Origin of the sequence: Dyella sp. EPa41 (genome assembly GCF_016586165.1) — a bacterium.
Taxonomy (GTDB): Bacteria; Pseudomonadota; Gammaproteobacteria; order Xanthomonadales; family Rhodanobacteraceae; genus Dyella.
Map to the genome: position 1 here is coordinate 15,388 of NZ_BCPR01000051.1, position 18,420 is coordinate 33,807.

The 18,420-nt window shown below is 65.5% G+C and carries 18 protein-coding genes; 8 read left to right on the top strand and 10 right to left on the bottom strand.

Features of this window, described 5'->3' with window-relative positions; translation table 11 throughout:
• Positions 1-10 precede the first annotated feature (10 nt).
• A complete protein-coding gene (locus tag JMF82_RS15445) occupies positions 11-760 on the top strand; it encodes a glucose 1-dehydrogenase (protein WP_201315447.1) in 750 nt (249 codons plus the stop codon).
• A gap of 56 nt (positions 761-816) precedes the next feature.
• On the opposite strand, the gene JMF82_RS15450 is transcribed toward JMF82_RS15445, so the two are convergent.
• The gene (locus JMF82_RS15450; RefSeq protein ID WP_201315448.1) at positions 817-1,224 is read right to left on the bottom strand and encodes a VOC family protein; all 408 of its coding nucleotides are present in this window, start codon (positions 1,222-1,224) and stop codon (positions 817-819) included.
• Positions 1,225-1,407: 183 nt separating this feature from the next.
• Between JMF82_RS15450 and JMF82_RS15455 the strand changes: the two genes are divergently transcribed.
• Complete coding sequence (locus JMF82_RS15455) at positions 1,408-1,671, top strand: hypothetical protein (RefSeq protein ID WP_201315449.1); 264 nt, start codon at positions 1,408-1,410, stop codon at positions 1,669-1,671.
• A gap of 95 nt (positions 1,672-1,766) precedes the next feature.
• Here the strand turns inward: JMF82_RS15455 and JMF82_RS15460 are convergent, their stop codons facing one another.
• From JMF82_RS15460 to JMF82_RS15470, 3 genes are all read right to left on the bottom strand, one after another.
• Positions 1,767-2,717, bottom strand: coding sequence for a Dyp-type peroxidase (locus JMF82_RS15460; protein ID WP_236585498.1), 951 nt, complete (start codon positions 2,715-2,717; stop codon positions 1,767-1,769).
• A gap of 106 nt (positions 2,718-2,823) precedes the next feature.
• On the bottom strand, positions 2,824-4,275 hold the full coding sequence (locus JMF82_RS15465) for an alpha/beta hydrolase (RefSeq protein ID WP_201315451.1): 1,452 nt from the start codon (positions 4,273-4,275) through the stop codon (positions 2,824-2,826).
• 1 nt (position 4,276) lies between these two features.
• Entirely contained in the window at positions 4,277-5,311 is a 1,035-nt protein-coding gene (locus JMF82_RS15470; protein WP_201315452.1) for a lyase, read from the bottom strand.
• Between the two features lie 257 nt (positions 5,312-5,568).
• Here JMF82_RS15470 and JMF82_RS15475 point away from each other — a divergent pair, with 257 nt between their 5' ends.
• A complete protein-coding gene (locus JMF82_RS15475) occupies positions 5,569-6,333 on the top strand; it encodes an SDR family oxidoreductase (protein WP_201315453.1) in 765 nt (254 codons plus the stop codon).
• A 100-nt stretch (positions 6,334-6,433) separates the two neighbouring features.
• Entirely contained in the window at positions 6,434-7,369 is a 936-nt protein-coding gene (locus JMF82_RS15480; protein ID WP_236585499.1) for an alpha/beta hydrolase, read from the top strand.
• A gap of 112 nt (positions 7,370-7,481) precedes the next feature.
• Here the strand turns inward: JMF82_RS15480 and JMF82_RS15485 are convergent, their stop codons facing one another.
• Together JMF82_RS15485 and JMF82_RS15490 are read right to left on the bottom strand one after the other, a co-directional pair.
• Complete coding sequence (locus tag JMF82_RS15485; RefSeq protein WP_236585500.1) at positions 7,482-9,242, bottom strand: retroviral-like aspartic protease family protein; 1,761 nt, start codon at positions 9,240-9,242, stop codon at positions 7,482-7,484.
• Positions 9,243-9,428: 186 nt separating this feature from the next.
• Positions 9,429-10,226, bottom strand: a complete 798-nt coding sequence (locus JMF82_RS15490) for a TOBE domain-containing protein (RefSeq protein ID WP_201315454.1) — start codon at positions 10,224-10,226, stop codon at positions 9,429-9,431.
• A gap of 528 nt (positions 10,227-10,754) precedes the next feature.
• Here JMF82_RS15490 and JMF82_RS15495 point away from each other — a divergent pair.
• The 3 genes from JMF82_RS15495 to JMF82_RS15505 all read left to right on the top strand — a co-directional run bounded on the left by JMF82_RS15495 (position 10,755) and on the right by JMF82_RS15505 (position 13,385).
• Entirely contained in the window at positions 10,755-11,483 is a 729-nt protein-coding gene (locus tag JMF82_RS15495; RefSeq protein ID WP_201315455.1) for a hypothetical protein, read from the top strand.
• Between the two features lie 209 nt (positions 11,484-11,692).
• Complete coding sequence (locus JMF82_RS15500; protein ID WP_201315456.1) at positions 11,693-12,493, top strand: class I SAM-dependent methyltransferase; 801 nt, start codon at positions 11,693-11,695, stop codon at positions 12,491-12,493.
• A gap of 217 nt (positions 12,494-12,710) precedes the next feature.
• Positions 12,711-13,385 (top strand): MarC family NAAT transporter, encoded by a 675-nt coding sequence (locus tag JMF82_RS15505; protein WP_201315457.1) that lies wholly within the window; start codon positions 12,711-12,713, stop codon positions 13,383-13,385.
• A gap of 200 nt (positions 13,386-13,585) precedes the next feature.
• Here the strand turns inward: JMF82_RS15505 and JMF82_RS15510 are convergent, their stop codons facing one another.
• The 4 genes from JMF82_RS15510 to JMF82_RS15525 form a co-directional block, all read right to left on the bottom strand.
• The gene (locus JMF82_RS15510; RefSeq protein ID WP_201315458.1) at positions 13,586-14,905 is read right to left on the bottom strand and encodes a hypothetical protein; all 1,320 of its coding nucleotides are present in this window, start codon (positions 14,903-14,905) and stop codon (positions 13,586-13,588) included.
• 150 nt (positions 14,906-15,055) lie between these two features.
• Complete coding sequence (locus JMF82_RS15515; RefSeq protein ID WP_201315459.1) at positions 15,056-15,751, bottom strand: isoprenylcysteine carboxylmethyltransferase family protein; 696 nt, start codon at positions 15,749-15,751, stop codon at positions 15,056-15,058.
• A complete protein-coding gene (locus JMF82_RS15520) occupies positions 15,730-16,755 on the bottom strand; it encodes an aldo/keto reductase (protein ID WP_201315460.1) in 1,026 nt (341 codons plus the stop codon). The genes JMF82_RS15515 and JMF82_RS15520 overlap by 22 nt, the downstream gene beginning before the upstream one ends.
• A 13-nt stretch (positions 16,756-16,768) precedes the next feature.
• Entirely contained in the window at positions 16,769-17,599 is an 831-nt protein-coding gene (locus JMF82_RS15525; RefSeq protein WP_236585501.1) for an EamA family transporter, read from the bottom strand.
• A gap of 119 nt (positions 17,600-17,718) precedes the next feature.
• Between JMF82_RS15525 and JMF82_RS15530 the strand changes: the two genes are divergently transcribed.
• Positions 17,719-18,294 (top strand): ABATE domain-containing protein, encoded by a 576-nt coding sequence (locus JMF82_RS15530; protein WP_201315462.1) that lies wholly within the window; start codon positions 17,719-17,721, stop codon positions 18,292-18,294.
• Positions 18,295-18,420: the final 126 nt, after the last annotated feature.

Consider the following 18,420-nt stretch of genomic DNA (forward strand, 5'->3'; position numbering starts at 1 on the left):
CAATAACACTATGAAACGATTCCAGCAAAAGGTCGCCGTCATCACGGGCGGCAGTTCGGGCATCGGCCTGGCCACGGCGAAGTTGTTTGCCGAGGAAGGCGCGCACGTCTACATCACGGGCCGCCGCAAGGCCGAACTCGACGCGGCCGCCTCGGCCATCGGCCCGAACGTCACCGCCGTACAGGCCGACGCGTCGCGTCTCGCCGACCTGCAGCGGCTTTACCAACAGGTGCGCGCCGAACACGCTCGTATTGACGTGGTGTTCGCCAATGCCGGCATGGTCGTGGGCGGCGCCCTCGGCGAGCTGACCGAAGAGCAATACGACAGGCAGTTCGACGTGAACGTCAAAGGCGTGCTGTTCACCGTGCAGGAAGCGCTGCCGCTGATGGGCGCCGGAGGCACGGTGGTGCTCAATGCGTCCATCGCCGCGTCGGTGGGCTATCCCGGCAGCAGCCTGTACAGCGCGTCGAAGGCGGCGGTGCGTTCGTTCGCGCGTTCGTGGACGGCCGATCTCAAGGACCGCGGCATTCGCGTCAACGCGATCAGCCCCGGCCCCACCGAGACCCAGGTGTTCGAGGCCAGCGGATATACCGCCGAGCAGGCCGAGGCCACCAAGCAGCATCTGGCGGCCTCGATCCCGCTGGGCCGCATGGCGCGCGCCGAGGAAGTGGCCCGCGTCGTGCTGTTCCTCGCTTCGGAGGACAGCAGCTTCATGGCCGGCAGCGAAGTCGTGGTGGACGGCGGCCTGACGCAGGTCTGAGGCCTTCCCGGATGGGCCCGGCAACGGCGGGCCGTGCACCACGGCCCGCCGTCACCTCAGGGCATCGGCTTCAGGCAATTGACCATCCAGGCTTTGCCGTAGCGATCGGTGAGCATGCCGAACCGCCTGGCCCAGAAGGTTTCCGCGATCGGCATGGTCACTGTCCCGCCCTCGGCCAGCGCCTGGAACACGCGCTCGGCCTCGGCCTCGCTCTCGACGGTGATGTTGACGCAGCCGCCGGCGCCCTTGTTGCCCGGCGGGCCATCGGCGCCCATCACGGTGCCTCCCGCGCTTTCCAGCGCATTGTGCATGATGCGTCCATGCGTCTCCTTGGGCATGCCGCCGGCCATCGGCGACTCGCCGTAGGTCATGCGGAAGGTGATGGTTCCCTTGAATACCTTGGCGTAGAAATCGAACGCTTCCCTGCACTGCCCGTCGAAGTCGAGATAGGGGATGAACTGCATGGCTGGCTCCTCAGCGTGGCCGGCGTCGCCCATGGGCGACTCTTGAATACGACGAACACCCTGGCCCCGGATCGACACGATGGTGGGACGCCCCGTGTCATGGGTGCGTCACGGTCGCCGGGCACGCTTGCAGTCCCGCGGCACGCCGGGCACTCTTTCACGTTTTCACCAAGCGGAAGCGTCATGTCCAAGCAAGAAAACATCCTCCAGATCATCCCCGCGACCGGCTGGGTCGCCGTCTACGACGTGGACGGCGTGGAAACCGCCGAGTCGGTCGTCTGCTTCGCGCTGGTGGAAGGCGACGGTCGCGGCGTGCGCCCGATGCGCGCCGATGGCAAGCGCATCGCGTTCGCCGACGAAGCCGCCAACTTCCTGCGCGTGGAAGAACTGGCCGACTTCGAAGACGAAGACGAAGAAGAGGAAGGCGACGAGGAAGACGAAGAGTAAGCCTCCGCTTTCTCTTTCCCAGCGTCGCCTTCTCCTGGGCCGCCGCGTGTCAACGCCGGCGGCCTTTTCGTTGCGTGGCGCCGGATTGCCGCGCGCTAGCCGCCCGAACCGCTTCCGCGCACCTGCGCGCTTTCGAGAAACGTGGCCGACGGCACGAAGAACAGCGAACCCGTCACCGCCTTGCTGAAATCCAGCAACCGATCGTAATTGCCGGGCGGGTTGCCGATGAACATGTTGTCGAGCATCCGCTCGATCCTGGCCGGCGAGCGGGCATAGCCGATGAAATAGGTGCCGTATTCGCCCTTGCCCGCGTTACCGAAGGGCATGTTGTCGCGCATGATCTCCAGTGACTCGCCGTTCTCTTCGATGCTGGTGAGCACGTTGTGCGCATAGCTGGGTTTGTCGGCATCGTCGAGTTCGACATCCGAAAGCTTCTGGCGGCCGATGATCTTCTCCTGCTGTTCCACCGGCACCGCGTTCCACGCCTTCAGATCATGCAGGTACTTCTGCACGATCACGTAGCTGCCGCCTGCGAACGCCGGATCTTCGTCACCGATGAGGGTGGCTTCCGCGGCTTTCAGGTCCACGGGATTTTCGGTGCCGTCGACGAAACCCAGCAGGTCGCGCTCGTCGAAATACTTGAAGCCGTGGACCTCATCCGCCGTCTCCACCACGTCGCCGATGCGGGACATGATCGTCCCGGCGATCTCGAAGCACAGGTCCATGTGCGTCGCGCGGATGTGGAAAAGGATGTCGCCGGGCGTCGACACGGCATGATGCGCGCCCTTGATCTCGCGGAACGGATGCAGGCCGGCAGGCCGCGGGCCATCGAAAAGCCGGTCCCATGCATCGGAACCGAAGCCCACGACGCACGACAGCCGCCGGTCCGGCTTGCGGAAGCCCACCGCGCGCAGCAGCCCGGCCATGTCGTTGCAAAGGGCTTGCACCGCCTGGTTGCCGCGCGGATCGGCTTTCAGGGTCACCACCAGGAAAATGGCGGAATGCGTGAGTCGGTCGGTGACCGGTTGCGACAGAACGGTAGGCACGGTCTGCTCCTGCATGTAAGGGACTCGATGCGTCAATGGCTACCGCCAAGATTGCCACAAAGACGGACTCAAGCAGACCGGCACGCCCGTGTCGCGCCCGTTGCCCCTAGCTGGCCTTGAATGGCGGCAGCGGCACCGGTGCGCAGGTCGACTGGCGCAGCCCGGTGACCGAACCGCTGCGCACCAGTTGCTCGTACAGCCCTGCGATGCACGCATTCCATTCCGTGTGACCCTGCCCTTTCGCCACGATCTCCACCGCCTGGGAGAAACCCGCCATCACGCGCGGGGTGAACCACAACGGCGTGTCGCCGTCGTGGTCGCCGGTGACGAACAGCGAGGGCACCGAACTGTGCACGGGCTCGCGGTAGCGCGGCGGCAGCGTGGCCCGCGGCCAGAACCGGCAGGCTGCCAGCTGCTGGCGCACGCGGTCGTCGCCGACGAATGTCCCCTGCGATTGCGGCCCCACGTCCGCCTCCCGGATGAACGGAATGTCCTCGCTGCAGGTGATGGCGAACAGCAGGCCGTAGCTGAAATCCGGATCGCCCTCCTTTGCTTCGATGCCGTCGACGATCACGCTCCAGTCGCCCTGGTGGGCACGGTGGATCGCCCAGGGCACCGTCGCCGCATCACCGGGACGGTAGAGCATGCTGCGCAGCCATTGGGCCACTCGTCCCTTGTGGAGCGGCCAGGTTCCCTCGTGCCCGGCCACCGGCGCACGCACGGCGCCTGATTCGAGCTTCGCGAAAACGTCGCGGAACTCGTCCCCGAAGTTCGGAAAGGCCGCGCTGCAGGCGGCATCCGCCGCGCAGTCCCGGATGAGCTGGTCGAGCGTGGATTGGGCCGTCCTTGCCATGGTGAGCGGCGTGGCGACATCCAGCGGCACGACGCTGCCGACGTAGGCCGTACGCACGCTTCGTGGATAGGCGCGCAGATACACTTGCTCGGCTCGCGTGCCGTACGACCCGGCGAAGAGATTGAGCGGCCCATAGCCGAGCGCGCGGCGAACCTGCTCCAGATCGTCTGCGAAACGCGGGTAGGTGTACTGGGTCAGGTCGGCGGCCTGCCGCAACCGCTGCTCGCACGATGCGACGGCGTCCAGCGGAAACAGATCCTTCAGGCGCACGGCCGGATCGCGCGTCGCCGCGACGTCGCATGCCAGCGCACCAGATCGCCCGGTTCCCCGTTGGTCCACCAGCAACAGGTCACGCTCCTGCAGCAGGGACGCGAACTGCTTCGCGTAGCCTCCCGCGGCGCTGATCGCCGATTCGCCAGGGCCTCCCATCAACACCACGATCGGATCGTCGTGCTTCCGTTCGATGGCAGGAACGACGGCGACGCCGATCGAAAGCTGGCGTCCCTGCGGCGAACGTGGATTTTCCGGCACCCGAAGCGATCCGCAGCGCACGGGGCGCGTCACGTCGGGCAGCGCGCAAGGCGCAAGCTCGATCGAGGGCGCGGCGTATGCGCCCCTTCCGCAGAGCAGGCCAAGGATCACGGCGAGCGCGCACAGGCCGCGCGGCATGTCTTGCGCGGCGGATGGCCTGGCCGCCGATGTCATCTTACTTGCCGCCGGCATGCGGGTTGTAGCGAAGCAGGCGATCGATGCCCGACGCGGACAACCACACTTCGCCCTTGCGTCCCATCATCTGGCGGACGTTCGAGTTTGCCTGCGGAAACGGCAGCACGTCGAAATGTCCTGTTTTCGGATCGAAGCGCACCAACGCATTGGCCGTCCATTCGCTCAGCCATACGATGTCCTGGTCATCGACGAAAATCGCATAGGCGTGCGGACCCTGCCCCGGCAAGGTCCATTCGCGCCATTGCTGGCTGGCCGGATCGAACATGCCGACCTTGCCGGCCGTCCATTCGCTGATCCAGACACGCCCTTTCGAATCGGCCCAGGCGCGGCGCGCGCCCTGATCCGGCGTCGGCGGGTCGATCACTTTCGTCGCGCCACTGGCGGGATCGATGCGGCCGAGATAGCTGCCCGCCAGCGATGCGTAATACAGGCCGCCGTCCGGTGTCACGCAGATGCCGTAAGGCCCGCGCCCGCGCGGCGCATCGAATACCCGCATGTGTCCGCTCGCCGGATCGAGTTCCCCGTACACGCCGTTCTGCCCGGTAAACCACAGGTGTCCGCGCTTGTCGAACACGGCCGTATTCAAATTGCCGTTGGGCCGATCCTTGGGCAATGGAAAGCGCGAGACAGCCAGGGTCTTTGCATCCACCCGCACGATCGCGTTCAAACCGCCGTCGGTGATCCATGCGGCGCGATCCGGACCGACGATGACGCCATGCGGCGCCGAGCCTGCTCCCAGGGCAATCCAGTCGGGTTTGCCGCCGCGCGGATCCAGGCGTCCCACGGCGCCGCGCGCCTGCGCGGTGTACCACACGGTGCCATCGGGCGAGGGAGCGACGTCATGCGGTCCGCTGCCCGCCGGCACCTCGAATACATCGAAGGATGGCGCATGGGTCTGCGCCGAAGCGGCGGCGCACACGACCCACGGGGCCAGCAACGCGAACCCTCGCACCAGTCCCGATGCCAGGCGGCCGTTACTCGCGCCGGCACGACGTGTCTTGACTAGCTCCAGCATGGTCGCCTCCCTCGTTCGAGATGAGTTGCAAGCCCGCGGGCCGGGGCATTGTGGCACTTATCGGGCCCGCGGACCGACCGGCCGAAAGGAGCGCGTATCCCGAGTCGCCCGGGAAGGCCCGGACATGCGCCTCGACTCGTTCCATCCCTTCGAACGTTTCCGTCGCGGCCATGGCACGTCACGGCGATGCGCCCGGCGCAACCTACGCTGCAACGACGCCAGCTGGCGTCCAACTTCAACTCACTGGAGAGACCCAGATGTCACGTCTGAATGAAAAGGTCGCGCTGATTACCGGTGCCAGCTCGGGCATTGGCCGGGCTACCGCCAAACTGTTTGCCGCCGAAGGTGCGAAAGTCGTCGTGGGCGCACGTCGCGACGCCGAGCTGCAGTCCCTCGTCAAGGACATCGAAGCCGCGGGCGGCGTTGCGGTTGCCCTTGCGGGCGACGTTCGCTCCGAGGCTTATGCCAAGGCGCTGGTGGAACTGGCCACGACACGATTCGGGCGGCTGGATATCGCCTTCAACAATGCGGGCACCTTGGGCGAAGCCGGCGCCAGCACCGACGTCAGCGAGGCCGGCTGGAACGACGCCCTGGCGATCAACCTGACCGGCTCCTTCCTCGGCGCCAAGCACCAGATCGCGCAGATGCTCAGGAACGGTGGCGGCTCGGTCATTTTCACCTCGACCTTCGTGGGCCATTCCTTCGCCTTTCCCGGCGTTGCGGCCTACGCCGCCAGCAAGTCCGGCCTTATGGGACTCACGCAGGCACTCGCCGCGGAATTCGGCGCGAACGGCGTGCGGGTGAACGCCGTGCTGCCGGGCGCCGTCGACACCGACATGTATCGCGAAATGAACAACACCGCGGAATCGCAGGCGTTCATCACCAACCTCCACGCGCTCAAGCGGGTCGCCACGCCGGAGGAGCTGGCCCGGTCGGTGCTTTACCTGGCCTCCGACGACTCCGCGTTCGTCACCGGCACGGCCACCCTCGTGGATGGCGGCGCGTCAATCACGCGCACGTGACGGGCGCTGCACTGAACTGGCCCGGGGACGAGGCGCGTTACCCCCTCGTCCTTCCTTGGGGCACTTCAACCATCCACCTTTCGTCTTGGGAGTCATATCCATGATTCGCCCGCTCATTCTCGCGTGCCTGCTTGCGGCGTTTTCCCTTCCCGCCGGCGCAGGCATCCAGCCCTTTCCCGCATCGTTCCGTACCCAGGACATCCAGGCGGACGGTGCCACCATCCACGTTCGTGTAGGCGGCAAGGGCCCCGCCGTCGTCCTCTTGCACGGCTTCGGCGACACGGGCGACATGTGGGCGCCGCTCGCGGCGGATCTGGCGCGTAACCACACCGCCGTCGTGCCCGACCTGCGCGGCATGGGTCTGTCGTCGCATCCGGAAGACGGCTACGACAAGCGGACGCAGGCCGCCGATGTCCGCTCCGTGCTCACCCAGCTCGGCATCGATCACGCTTCCGTCGTTGGCCACGACATCGGCACGATGGTGGCGTATGCCTACGCGTCCCGTTACCCCGACAAGACGGACCGCCTGGTCGTCATGGATGCGCCGGTGCCGGGCATTCCGCCGTGGGACCAGATCGTGCGACTGCCGGCCCTGTGGCATTTCGACTTCGGCGGTCCGGACATGGAACGCCTCGTGGCCGGACGCGAGCGGATCTACCTCGATCGCTTCTGGAACGAATTCGCGGGCGATCCCTCGAAGGTCGACGAAGCCACCCGGCAGCACTATGCCAAGCTCTACGCGCAGCCAAAGGCCATGCACGATGCGTTTGCCCAGTTCCGCGCCATCCGCAAGGACGCCGAGGACAACAAGACGGCGATGGCGACCAGGCTCACCATGCCGGTGCTCGCCATCGGCGGCGAGAAATCCTTCGGCGCCAACGAAGCCGTGGTCATGCGCAATGCCGCCGGCAACGTCACCGAGCTGGTCGTCCCCCATGCGGGGCACTGGCTGATGGAAGAAGCGCCGGCCGTCACCATACCAGCCATCCATCACTTCATCGATGGCGAGTCGATCGCATCCACCGCGACCAGGTAGGTGCCGCGCGACGGTGTCCACCAGGCAAGGAAGGTGGACACCCGACGCACCCGGCGAGGAGGCGATGAATCCGCTACCCGGCCTGCCCGTGCCCGCACGGGCGTCGCTCGCCCTAGGGTCCCGCTGCCGTCAGGCCAAATTTCCCTGCCACGGTCTCGATGTGCGGATCGAGTGCGCGCGCGGCGACCAGGTCGGCCTTGCCCGCTTCGGCCTGGCCGCCACGGATTCTCGCCAGGCCAAGCCCATAGTGCGACCACGCCGACTGCGGCATCTGCGCCACCGCCTGCTCGTATGCCTTGATCGACTCGTCGTAGTGTCCGAGACGAAGTTCGACCAGGCCGAGGCTATCGAGATAGGACGGATTCTTGCCCGCGCGCCGTATCGCCTTGCGGCAATCCTTCAGTGCGTCATCGAGCAGCTGGTTGCTCAAGGCGCGCGCCCAGCATCGCTCGTTGAGCGCGGTGCTGAGCATGGCGTCATCGCCATGCAGCCGGATCCAGTCGTCGAGCAAGGGCAAGGCCGCGGCTGGCTGGTCCAACTCGACATAGAGCGCCGCGATCGAAAGCGAACGCGTCGAGCCCGCCGGCACGGCGGCGCTTGCCGCCGACACATCGGAGACGGCGCCGGGGCGATCCTCATGCGCGAGCCGAAGGTGCGCACGCATCAGCAAGGCGTCCACGTCCTTGGGCGCCAGGCTCAGCGACTTGTCCAGGTCGGTGAGCGCCGCCTCGGGCTTCTGCTGCGCTTCGTGCACCTTCGCCCGGGCGACGTAATACGCCGCCTGGTCGGGCGCCAGGCGAATGGCTTCGTCGAGATTGGACATGGCGGCGCCCAGCTCACCCCGTGACAGGTGCGCCTGGCCGAGCAAGGCGTAATCGGCCGCGGCCTTGGGCTCGCCGCCGTTCGCGGCTGCGCCGGCATCGCTCTTTCCATCCTCGCCCGACGCCGTCGCGTAGGTGAACACGCGTCCGCCGTTGTAGGTGAAGTAGGCGACCTTCTTGCTGTTGGCGATGAACATGTGATGGGCAAGGAGAAAGTCCACGCCGAGCAACATGTCCGTGCTGTCGCCCATGCCGCCATCGATGACCTGCATCTGGCTGTGCTGGATGGTTTCCGAGCCGACCGTGAACGTATCGACTTTCACGGTCCACGTCCCCACGGGCCTCGAGCCGATGCCGATGCTGGTGCTCCCGACGACGACATCCGGCGCCTTGAGGTCGATGCCCACGCGCAGGGCGGCGTTGCGGCTGAGCACGGTGGCGCTGGCGCCCGAATCCAGCAGCGCCCTCACCTTGTGGCCGTTGATCGTCACATCGAGGAAGGTGCGCCGGTCGTACTGGCTGTCGGTGCGTTCGATCTTGGCGACGTTGTAGTTGCCGTCCTTTACCCAATACGCCAGCGATGCCTTCTCGCAGTTTTCGGTCTTGAACAGCGTCAGCTTGCCGTGCGCCAGGTCGATCTCCAGGTCGCCGAAATCAAGCAGGTTGGCGCCAAGCAGGCCTTCGCCGATATCGGTACCGCCGACGATGAAGGCGACGTTGTTCAGCGTCGTATCGAGTATGCCGAACTCCTTGACGTGGGTCTGCTGGACGTTGACCTCGCCTCCCACGCCGCTGAGGCGAAAGCCATAGGGCGCGGGCTGCACTTTCAGTCCCAGCGCCGACGCATTGGCACTCGACATGCTGTTGAAGAATGCGCCGGTATCGATGATGAAACGCGTGTTCTGTCCGTTGATCCTCACCATGGTCGTCGCCTGGTTGCCGACCATTGCCACCGGCAAGGTGCCGAAGTCCTTCAGCTGGCAGCCTTCCGCCCACGCCTGGCCGGCAAGCAGCACGCCCGCACCGATACAGCAAAGACGCCACATCCCCATTGCATCCCCCCGAATGTCATGGTCGAACGCCGCATCGAGGCGGCAGTACCACGATCATAGCGCCGGGAAGAATCCGCCGGCCAAGCCCTGGCAGGTCACGGCCGCCCGATGGCGATCGCACGTGGCGCCTGGGCATGGCGACGATATCGCGTGGCGGTAGCGCTCGCCGCGTCGCTGCGCGGGGCGTTATGCCCCGAACGTCCCCACGATGATGTTCGACGCCTTGACGATGGCCACGACGGCCATGCCCTCTTGCAACTGGAGCGTATCGAGGCTCGTGTCGGTGATGACGGCAACGAGGACGTTGCCGCCATCGAGCTGGATGCCGACCTCGGCGTTCACGGCGCCGCGCCTGACATAGGAAACCTGGCCCGGCAGCTGATTGCGTGCGGACAGCCGCGCCGCGCCTTCAGGCACGCCGAGTATCACGGAGGATGCCTTGAACAGCGCGAAGACGCTCTTGCCCTCGTCCAGCCCCAGGTTCTGCGCGCTTTCGTGGGTGACAGTGGCAACCAGTCGCTGTCCACCCTGGACGTCGAGGTGGATGATGTCGTTCACGGCACCTTGTTCCACCGCCGCCACCGTGCCGGCCAACTGGTTCCGTGCACTCGTCTTCATCGTGAAGCGTCTCGCCAGTTCGATGTCGGAAAGCGGGTTGTCGGCAATGCTGCTGAGTTGCTTCAGGAATTGCTGGTGGATGACTTCCATGTGCTGGAAGACCTCGATCAACCGGCGCGCGCGCGGCGTCAGCACCGCTCCGCCGCCGCTGCGCCCACCCACGGCCCGCAAGACGAGCGGCTCGCCCGCCAGATTGTTCATCGCGTCGACGGCTTCCCAGGCACCCTTATAGCTCATGCCCACTTCGCGTGCGGCAGCGGCAATGGAGCCCGACTCGCCAATCTTCATCAGCAGCTCGATGCGATCATGCCCACCGAAATTGCGGCCATTGGCCTCGAGGCCGAGCGTTCCCTTGATGGAAAGCATGGAACTGGACTCCTCGTGCACGGCGGCCAGCGCGATTGAACGCCGGTACCCGGGAGCACCGTCGCCAAGGCTGCATTGCGCCGACACCGCCTTTGACTGAGCGTCTCCCTTCGAGCAGCTCGAATGACGATGAAGGCGACCGTTTCAGGTTGATCGACCGTATGGCCTATGCCCATCGGCTTGGAACCGATGATCCATACCCCCAGGGCCCGAGTCCGCCTCGGCGCCGCCACGCGGTTGGCGTCATCATGACGAAGAAAACTTATGCCCGCCTTAGTGGTTTCATGTGCTGGTTCGCGTGGTCATGACGGTTTTCCGGGAAAGCCGCCGACCCGCCGACCGTTGTGATGGAACGGGTTTGCGCATGCCAGGCATGGGGTCCACGCATGGATTGCATGCCGGCGCGGCATGGAGTGCTGCGAGGGTGCTGGCAAACAGCTTCCAGCAAGGTATCCGGCGGCCCGGGCGACCGTCAGCCCGGCGCCTTGGTCATGGTGGACACAAGGCCCGATGGCGGTCGGACACCCCATGACCAACGGCATCCGCGTGACCAATGCCCCATGGCAAACCATGGACCCGGGCCTACCGTGCCCGCGTCAAACGGAGATGACCATCATGACGATGAAAGCCCTTGCGGGTCTGGTGTTCCTGACCGCTGCCTCAGGTGCGTGCGCACACGATGCCCTGCTCACGCAGGCGCTCGCCCGCTCCGCATTGCCAGCGAGCGAACTGCGCGGGAGCATCCACACGACGACCGTCGTGCGCGGCGGCAAGGAACCGGAAACGGAGAACGAAACCGTCGACCTCGCCAAATCGCCCGACAAGGCACTGGCGTCCTATGCCGAGCTCAAGGACGTGATCGGCGACGATGCCCACGTCACCAGCGAAAGCGCCGGACGCACGGTCTATGCGTTCACCACCCGCCGGCTTCCGCGCGGAAGCACCGGCGGAGGCCATGTGCATGTCGACTCCGCCGGCAAGGGTGACGAACGATTCGAAGGCAAGGCCGAGGTGAGCATGGATGCCCATGGCCAACCCTTCGTCAGCCACGTGGACTTCCACTTGCCGGAAGCCAAAGGCAGCCTCTTTGCCCGCGTGAGGAGAATCGACGTCAGCTATGCCTTCGCGCCCCTCGCGACGCAAGACGCGATGGTGGCGACGGCCGTGTCGGTCGACGTGGATGTTCGCGCGCTGCTCTTCGTGCATAGGGACGTGCATGCGGAATCCGTGCAGATGCCCGCGGATGCGAAACACTGAGTCGCCGCTCGGCCTCGCAAGCGAGGCGTGCTTCCCGGAGCGCCAGCGACCCTGGCGGTTTCGCCAAGGCGATAGCCTCCCGGCCTGAACACCGCGCCGTTGCGGCCAGGCACCACGAACGCCTCGACCGGCCCGCTGAAATGAACGGCCCTCCCCGCATGCCCGGGTTTGGGCGTAGTCTTTGTGCTCCCGGTCAGGAGGGTCGAACCATGTTCCACCGCACCTGCAAGCTGCTCGCGCTGTTTTCCATCGCATGGCTTGGCGTGACCGTCGCGCACGCCGCCACCACGCCGCCCGCGGTGACGCTGCAGGACGCCGCCAACGGCGCGTGGCGCTCGGAGGCCAACAAGGCGCGCAACACCTATCGGCATCCCGTCGAAACGCTGCAGTTCTTCGGCCTGCAGCCCGACATGACCGTGATCGAACTGTCACCGGGTGGTGGCTGGTACACCGAAATACTCGCGCCGTACCTGGCTCCGCACGGGCATCTGGTGGAGGCCGCGTCGCCCAAGGGCGAGAAATTCAACGCAAAGCTGAAAGCCGACCCGGCCATCTACGGCCGCATCAGCAAGATCATCCCGTTCGCGCCACCCGAGCAGGTGAACCTCGGGCCGGCCAACTCGGCCGACATGGTGCTCACTTTCCGCAACACGCACGACTGGTTGATCGACAGCCCTGAAACCCTGGAAGCCGTCTTCAAAGCGGCCTTCGACGTGCTGAAGCCGGGCGGCGTGCTCGGTATCGAGGAGCATCGCGCCAAGCCGTTCGGCGATCCGCACGTCACGGCCGGCGCGCTGCATCGCATCTCCGAGGACTACATGATTTCGCTGGGCCTGAAGACAGGCTTCCGCCTTGCCGGGGTATCGCAGATAAACGCCAACCCGAACGATCCGGAAGACATCAACGTGCATCGCCTGCCGCCCGACCTGTCCGGCCCGGAAGACGAACACGCCAAGATGAAGGCCATCGGCGAATCGGACCGCATGACGCTGAAGTTCGTGAAACCATGACGCGGTCGCTACGCGCGGGTGCCGCCATCGGGTACTTCGCCAGCCTGCGATAGCGGCGCCATGACCGGCATTTGCCCAAGCCGCCATGCGAAACGCGCGAGCCCCTGAGAGTGGCACCGAAAGCTTGCATTTGGCTGAGTTGCGCCATCACGGTTTGATCATGCGCGCCGTCGGATAAAACACGCTTCGATCTTTCGTCCGACTGAAATCGACGCCCATGCATGGATTTCTGAACGACGTCTTCGTGGGGTTGCTGGGCCTGACTACCATCGCCAATCCCGTCACCAGCGCCACGGTGCTGCTGGCGCTGACGGGACGCTATCCCGTCGCGGAGCGGAACCGCCAGATCACGCGCGCCACGATCTACGTGACGGTCGTGCTGTTGATCTGCTTCTACGCTGGCAAGGCGGTGATGAACGTATTCGGCATCTCGCTGCCCGGCCTGCGCCTGGCCGGCGGATTGATCGTTTCCTACATCGGTTTCGGCATGCTGTTTCCCCCGGCACGCCTGGGCGAGGACGAGGCACAGGCCGAAATGGCCGCAGAGGACCAGACGACACAGCTGCCCGACGTTGCCTTCATTCCGTTGACCATGCCGTGCACGACGGGCCCCGGCACCATCGCATTCATCATCAGCGCTGCCGCCACCATCCCGGAGCGCGGCTATGACTACAACGTCAATGTCGCCGTCATCACCATCACGCTGCTGTTCGCGTTGGTGTTCTGGCTGTGCCTTCGCGGCGCAAGCCCGCTGCTGAAATTGCTCGGCGAAAAAGGCGTCGACGCCATGGCCCGCGTGATGGGCTTCCTGCTCGTGTGCATCGGCGTGCAGTTCGCCATCAACGGCATCCACGATCTGCTGCAGGCATGGGGTTTCATCGCGGCGGCATGAGGGTTTCGATGATGGCCGCCCCGTCGAGTGCGCGCCGGCGTCTGCAGGGCTGGCGCAACGACATCGCCGACGCAGCGCTCCGCTGCGGCAGGTGCCGGGCGTGAGTCCTTCACGGAGCGCCGGCCAAGGTCACCGGCACCCGGACATCGAGCGCGGGCAACGGCGAAGCGGCAGGTCCATGCCTGCCGCTTCGCATGCCATCAGAACTTGTACGTGATCATCAGGCGGTTGTAGACAAACGCCTCGTTGCCCGGATTGAGGTTGCCGGTGCCACCGGTGGAGCGCTCCCATCGGTCACGCAGCGTCAGGCCCTTCAGCACGCCATCCAGGTTGTAGATGATGTCGAAATACAGGTTGTGGCTGTTGCCGCGCAGGTCGGTGGTGTATTTCGCATAGGCCGCCACCAGCTGCAGCTTCTTGTCGAAGAAGCTGTATTGAGCGCGCGCCTTCCACGCGTGACCGGGCCCCTGCTCCACCAGGCCGCGGATCATCGACGTGGTGAAGAGCGGATCGGTCGCATAGTTGGTGGTGTACGGTGAAATGATCGCGCCCTCGCCCACCGCGCCGGACTGGTTGGAGAGCTTGTTGTAGGCGACATCGATGCGCCCGTCGTAGATCGACGTACCCAGGTCCGCACCCCAGGCCTCGGCACGCACGCGCGTGCCCGCCACGCCAAACAGCTTGGTATGCGTGTCGACCAGGATATTGCCGTTGCCGCCGTTCTCGGTGAGGTACTGCAGCGACAGGAACGGATCGAAGTGCGTATCGGTCTTCAGCGTGTAGGTGCCATCCACATACCCCATGCGCGCGAAGTCGATGAAGTTGTAGTACCAGGCCTGGGCCTTGACCGCATCGTGCGTATAGGTGGTGCCCACCGCCCAGGTGCCATCGGCCTTCGGCGCCGTCGACGGCAGGGATCCGTTGTTGCCGTACATCGAATCGCCGTCATACCGCGAGGGGTAATACAGGTTGTCCGAGTACATGCCCGTGGAGGTGCGGCTCTTCCATTCGAAGGTGCGGATGGCGTAGATGTTCCAGTCCTTGATCGGCGTGATATCCACCATCGCCGCGTTGTACGACGAAGGGATCACGCGCGAGTCGTTGTTGCCCATCCACGGCGTGTTGAGGTACTGGTAGCCGCCGCGCGCCAGGAACCAGTCGTGCTTGTATTGCAGGTACGCCTGGGTGAAGGCGCCGATCGAACTGTTCGGCCCCATCAGCGAGGTATCGACCTTGGCGATGTTGTCCGAGTTCGTGCCGAGCGCATTGGCCGTAGCGAAAGAGAGGCCGGCGCCGAAGCCGCCCCACACGCTGCCCGATTGCAGGTTGACCAGGGCGGCAAGCGACAGTGCGTGCGCGTCCGGCGTATTGGGCGTGTCGTACAGGCGATCGAAGTTGTACAGCCGCAACTCGCCGTCGATGCGACCCTTGTCGAAGAAGTCGTCGAAGCTTCCGCTATCGGCGTGGGCGGCGGTCGCGCAGATGCCCAAGGCCACGGCCGCGGCCAGCTGGTGTCGCATGCAAATTCTCCTGTTTCCCCTGCTTGCCAAAGCGGCCCTTCCCGGAGCATCCGCGGCCGCCACTGGCCGGCGATTGTAATCAAATCGTCATATATCGACTCGTGAAGTTTTGTCATGAGCTCATGACGATGGGACGCCGGCGGCACACCGTCACCAGATGCCAGGCACCAGGCGATAACGCACGCGGGTGCAATAGGCGGCGTAACCGGGCAGCTGCGCCCGGAGCAATCGCTCCTCGTCCACCAGCCGCACGACCAGGGCCAGGGTGGCGGGCACGGCACCCAGCCACGCGTATGTCGAACCGAGTGCCGCCGGAGTGGCAAGGAACGCCAGGGCGGAACCCAGGTACATGGGATGCCTCACCCGCGCATAAGGTCCTGCAGCCGCCACGGTCTGGCCTGCAACCACCTCGACCGTGCTGCCTGCATAGCTGTTGTGACGGAACGTCGCGAAAACGACCAGCAACCCAAGCACCAGCACGCCATCGGCCACGAACACGATGACCGCCGGCATGCCCGGGCCGCTCCGTCGATGGTCCAGTCCCGCGAGCACCAAGGTCGCGAGCAGGCATAGCGCGGTTGCCAGCTGGATCGTCCGCTGGCTGGACGCCGGCTCGGCGCCGGGCCCGGCGCGCAGCCTTCGCTGCAGGAGTGCACGGTCGTGCCTGAGGAAATAAGCCGTGTTGAAGCCGATCGCGGCGGTATGGATGCCCACGTACAACCATGCCTGCCAATAGCGCAAAGTCCACGCGGAGGCGAACAGCACGACGCCGAGCATCAGCGCGCTCCGCAAGGTATTGCGCCAAGCCTGCGATGAAAGCGTCATCACGATCGTTCGCTCAGGCATGGCGCTGGCCCTTCCATGCGGCTTGCCGCCATCGGCGCATGCCCCAGCACCCGGTGCGGACGATAAGGCGCTTCGAGCAGGCTGCACTCCTGCGCCGTCAGCGTCACCTCCAGTGCTTCGACCGCCTGCTCGAGATGCGCCATGCGCGTGGCACCGATGATTGGCGCGGTGACGCCCGGCTGGTGCATCAGCCATGACAACGCCACCTGTGCCTGCGTCAAGCCGCGATGGCTCGCCACCCCCGCCACCGCATCGACCACGTCGTAATCGGCCTCGGTGTAGTACAACTCATGGGCAAAGGCATCGCTGGATGCGCGCAATGTTTCCGCCTGCCCGCGAGGGCGGGTGAGAAAGCCACGGGCCAGCGGACTCCACGGCAACACCGCGATGCCTTCGGCATGGCACTGCGGAAGCATCTCGCGCTCCTCTTCGCGATAGATGAGGTTGTAGTGGTTCTGCATGGAGACGAAACGGGCCCAGCCCTCTCTCTCCGCGATCATCAGCGCCTTCTGGAACTGCCACGCAAACATGCTCGACGCGCCGATGTAGCGTGCCTTGCCCGACCGGACGATATCGTTGAGCGCCTCCAGGGTTTCCTCGATCGGCGTGTCATCGTCCCAGCGATGGATCTGGTAAAGATCGACATGATCCATGCCCAGTCGCATCAGCGACGCATCGATCGCCGACAGCAGGTGCTTGCGCGACAAGCCGCGCTGGTTGGGCCCGGTTCCCATAGGATAGAACACCTTGGTGGCGACCACGACCTCATCGCGTCGCGCGAAGTCGCGCAATGCCCGGCCCAGCACACGTTCGCTCTCGCCACCGGAATACATGTCGGCGGTATCGAAGAAGTTGATGCCGAGCTCGCAAGCCCGCCGGATGATCGGCCGGCCGTCTTCCTCGCCGAGAATCCAGGCCTTTGCATTCGGACTGCCATAACTCATGGCGCCCAGGCACAGGCGCGACACCTTCAAGCCGCTGCGTCCCATGTTGACGTATTGCATGACACCTCCGCGATCAGGCCGGTGGCCGGTGGAGTGCGACGCCCGACGCCACCAGCAGCACGCCCAGCATTTCCAGGGCGGATGGCACCTGGCGCAGCACGATGATGCCGATGATCACCGCGGTGGCCGGCAGAAGAGCGACGAACAGCGCATACGTCGAACGAGGCAGTCGGCTCATCGCCAGTTGGTCGAAGACATAGGGAATGACCGACGAGCTGATGCCGACGGCTGCGCCGGCGCCCAGCGCCACCGGATCCAGCAGGGCCGGTACGGCATCGCGAAACCCCAGTGGCGAAATCGCCACGCCGGCGACGAGCATCGCCGCGCCCAGGCGATCGATGGGGCTGGTGGCCGGATCTGCCCGCGACACCGCATGCGCCAGCACGATGTACAGCGTGAACAGCACCGCATTGGCGAATGCCCACGCGAAGGCCTGCGGGGCACCTCCGAAGCGCACCTCGGTCAGCAGGTAGACGCCGCACACGGTCAGCACGAGCGCCCCCAGGTTGCGTGCGGAGCGGGCACCCGCCAATGCCAGCGCCACCGGGCCGGCGAACTCGATCGCGGCGACCGTGCCCAGCGGCAACGCCGCGATGGCCCGGTAGAAGCAGTAGTTCATGGCCGCGAAGACGCCGCCCAGCGCCACCATGGTCCATTGCGCCTGACGCGTCGCGGCAAGGAATGCACGCCATGGCCTGCGCCATATCGCGAACACCAGCGCCGCCGACACGATGCGCAGCCAGGCCACGCCCGCCACCGGCACCCGCGCGAAGAGCAGCACGGCGAACGAGGGCCCCAGGTAGTGGAAGATCGCACTGCCGACGAAGAACGCGTGCGGTGGCACCCGTTCTGACAGGGGCGTGGCACCGTTTCTTGTTTTACCGTCTATTGCATTCATGGTGGTGAAGTTTATAGACCCGCAAAACTCACCTGTCAAATTTAAATAGATGGTAAGATGAACCCATGGAAGCACTCGACCTCGATCCCGGCGATTACGGCGGCACCTACAAGCTCGTGGGTGGGCGTCCTTCGCTGGATTTCGTCAATACGATCAGTTGGCCTGAGACTGGGCGGGAACACGACTGGTTGTCGTCCCCCGGCAACGCCAGGCGTTGGTTCGCCGCGGTCGACCTGCCCTTTCCCCGCGCCAAGACGGTGGACCTGGCCAGCCTGCACAAGACACGACAACTGCTTGCGCGCGTGCTGCGGCCGCTCGCGCACGGTGAACAGGCGCCGGCCGGCGCGCTTGCCGAGTTCAGCAAGGCGGCGGCAAGGGCTTACCAGCACCGCCTGATCGACCCGGCGTCGCTGGCCTGGCATTGGCCGGCACCGCAAACCGCGGCGGAGGCGCTCGCCCCCATCCTGCTTGATGCCGCCGATCTGGTGACGGCGGGCGACCACCAGCGCCTTCGGTTCTGCCCGTCCTGCGACTGGCTGTTCGAAGACCAGACGCGCAACGGCCAGCGCCGCTGGTGCGACATGGCCGATTGCGGCAGCCGCGACAAGGCCCGTCGCTACTACCACCGCACCAAAGCCTGAGATGCCTGCGCCAACGCGGCGCCGCCCATGACGCGCCGTTTCCACCACTGCGCCGATACTCGGCGGGTGTAACCCGCGGCAGGGCTGGAGCGAATTCACCTGCAGGCGCTCCCTTGTGCATGCGGG

Coding starts and splice junctions, on each gene's coding strand:
- JMF82_RS15445 (WP_201315447.1), top strand. CDS start 11: ATGAAACGATTCCAGCAAAAGGTCGCCGTCATCACGGGCGGCAGTTCG.
- JMF82_RS15450 (WP_201315448.1), bottom strand. CDS start 1,224: ATGCAGTTCATCCCCTATCTCGACTTCGACGGGCAGTGCAGGGAAGCG.
- JMF82_RS15455 (WP_201315449.1), top strand. CDS start 1,408: ATGTCCAAGCAAGAAAACATCCTCCAGATCATCCCCGCGACCGGCTGG.
- JMF82_RS15465 (WP_201315451.1), bottom strand. CDS start 4,275: ATGACATCGGCGGCCAGGCCATCCGCCGCGCAAGACATGCCGCGCGGC.
- JMF82_RS15470 (WP_201315452.1), bottom strand. CDS start 5,311: ATGCTGGAGCTAGTCAAGACACGTCGTGCCGGCGCGAGTAACGGCCGC.
- JMF82_RS15475 (WP_201315453.1), top strand. CDS start 5,569: ATGTCACGTCTGAATGAAAAGGTCGCGCTGATTACCGGTGCCAGCTCG.
- JMF82_RS15480 (WP_236585499.1), top strand. CDS start 6,434: ATGATTCGCCCGCTCATTCTCGCGTGCCTGCTTGCGGCGTTTTCCCTT.
- JMF82_RS15485 (WP_236585500.1), bottom strand. CDS start 9,242: ATGGGGATGTGGCGTCTTTGCTGTATCGGTGCGGGCGTGCTGCTTGCC.
- JMF82_RS15490 (WP_201315454.1), bottom strand. CDS start 10,226: ATGCTTTCCATCAAGGGAACGCTCGGCCTCGAGGCCAATGGCCGCAAT.
- JMF82_RS15495 (WP_201315455.1), top strand. CDS start 10,755: ATGACCAACGGCATCCGCGTGACCAATGCCCCATGGCAAACCATGGAC.
- JMF82_RS15500 (WP_201315456.1), top strand. CDS start 11,693: ATGTTCCACCGCACCTGCAAGCTGCTCGCGCTGTTTTCCATCGCATGG.
- JMF82_RS15505 (WP_201315457.1), top strand. CDS start 12,711: ATGCATGGATTTCTGAACGACGTCTTCGTGGGGTTGCTGGGCCTGACT.
- JMF82_RS15510 (WP_201315458.1), bottom strand. CDS start 14,905: ATGCGACACCAGCTGGCCGCGGCCGTGGCCTTGGGCATCTGCGCGACC.
- JMF82_RS15515 (WP_201315459.1), bottom strand. CDS start 15,751: ATGCCTGAGCGAACGATCGTGATGACGCTTTCATCGCAGGCTTGGCGC.
- JMF82_RS15520 (WP_201315460.1), bottom strand. CDS start 16,755: ATGCAATACGTCAACATGGGACGCAGCGGCTTGAAGGTGTCGCGCCTG.
- JMF82_RS15530 (WP_201315462.1), top strand. CDS start 17,719: ATGGAAGCACTCGACCTCGATCCCGGCGATTACGGCGGCACCTACAAG.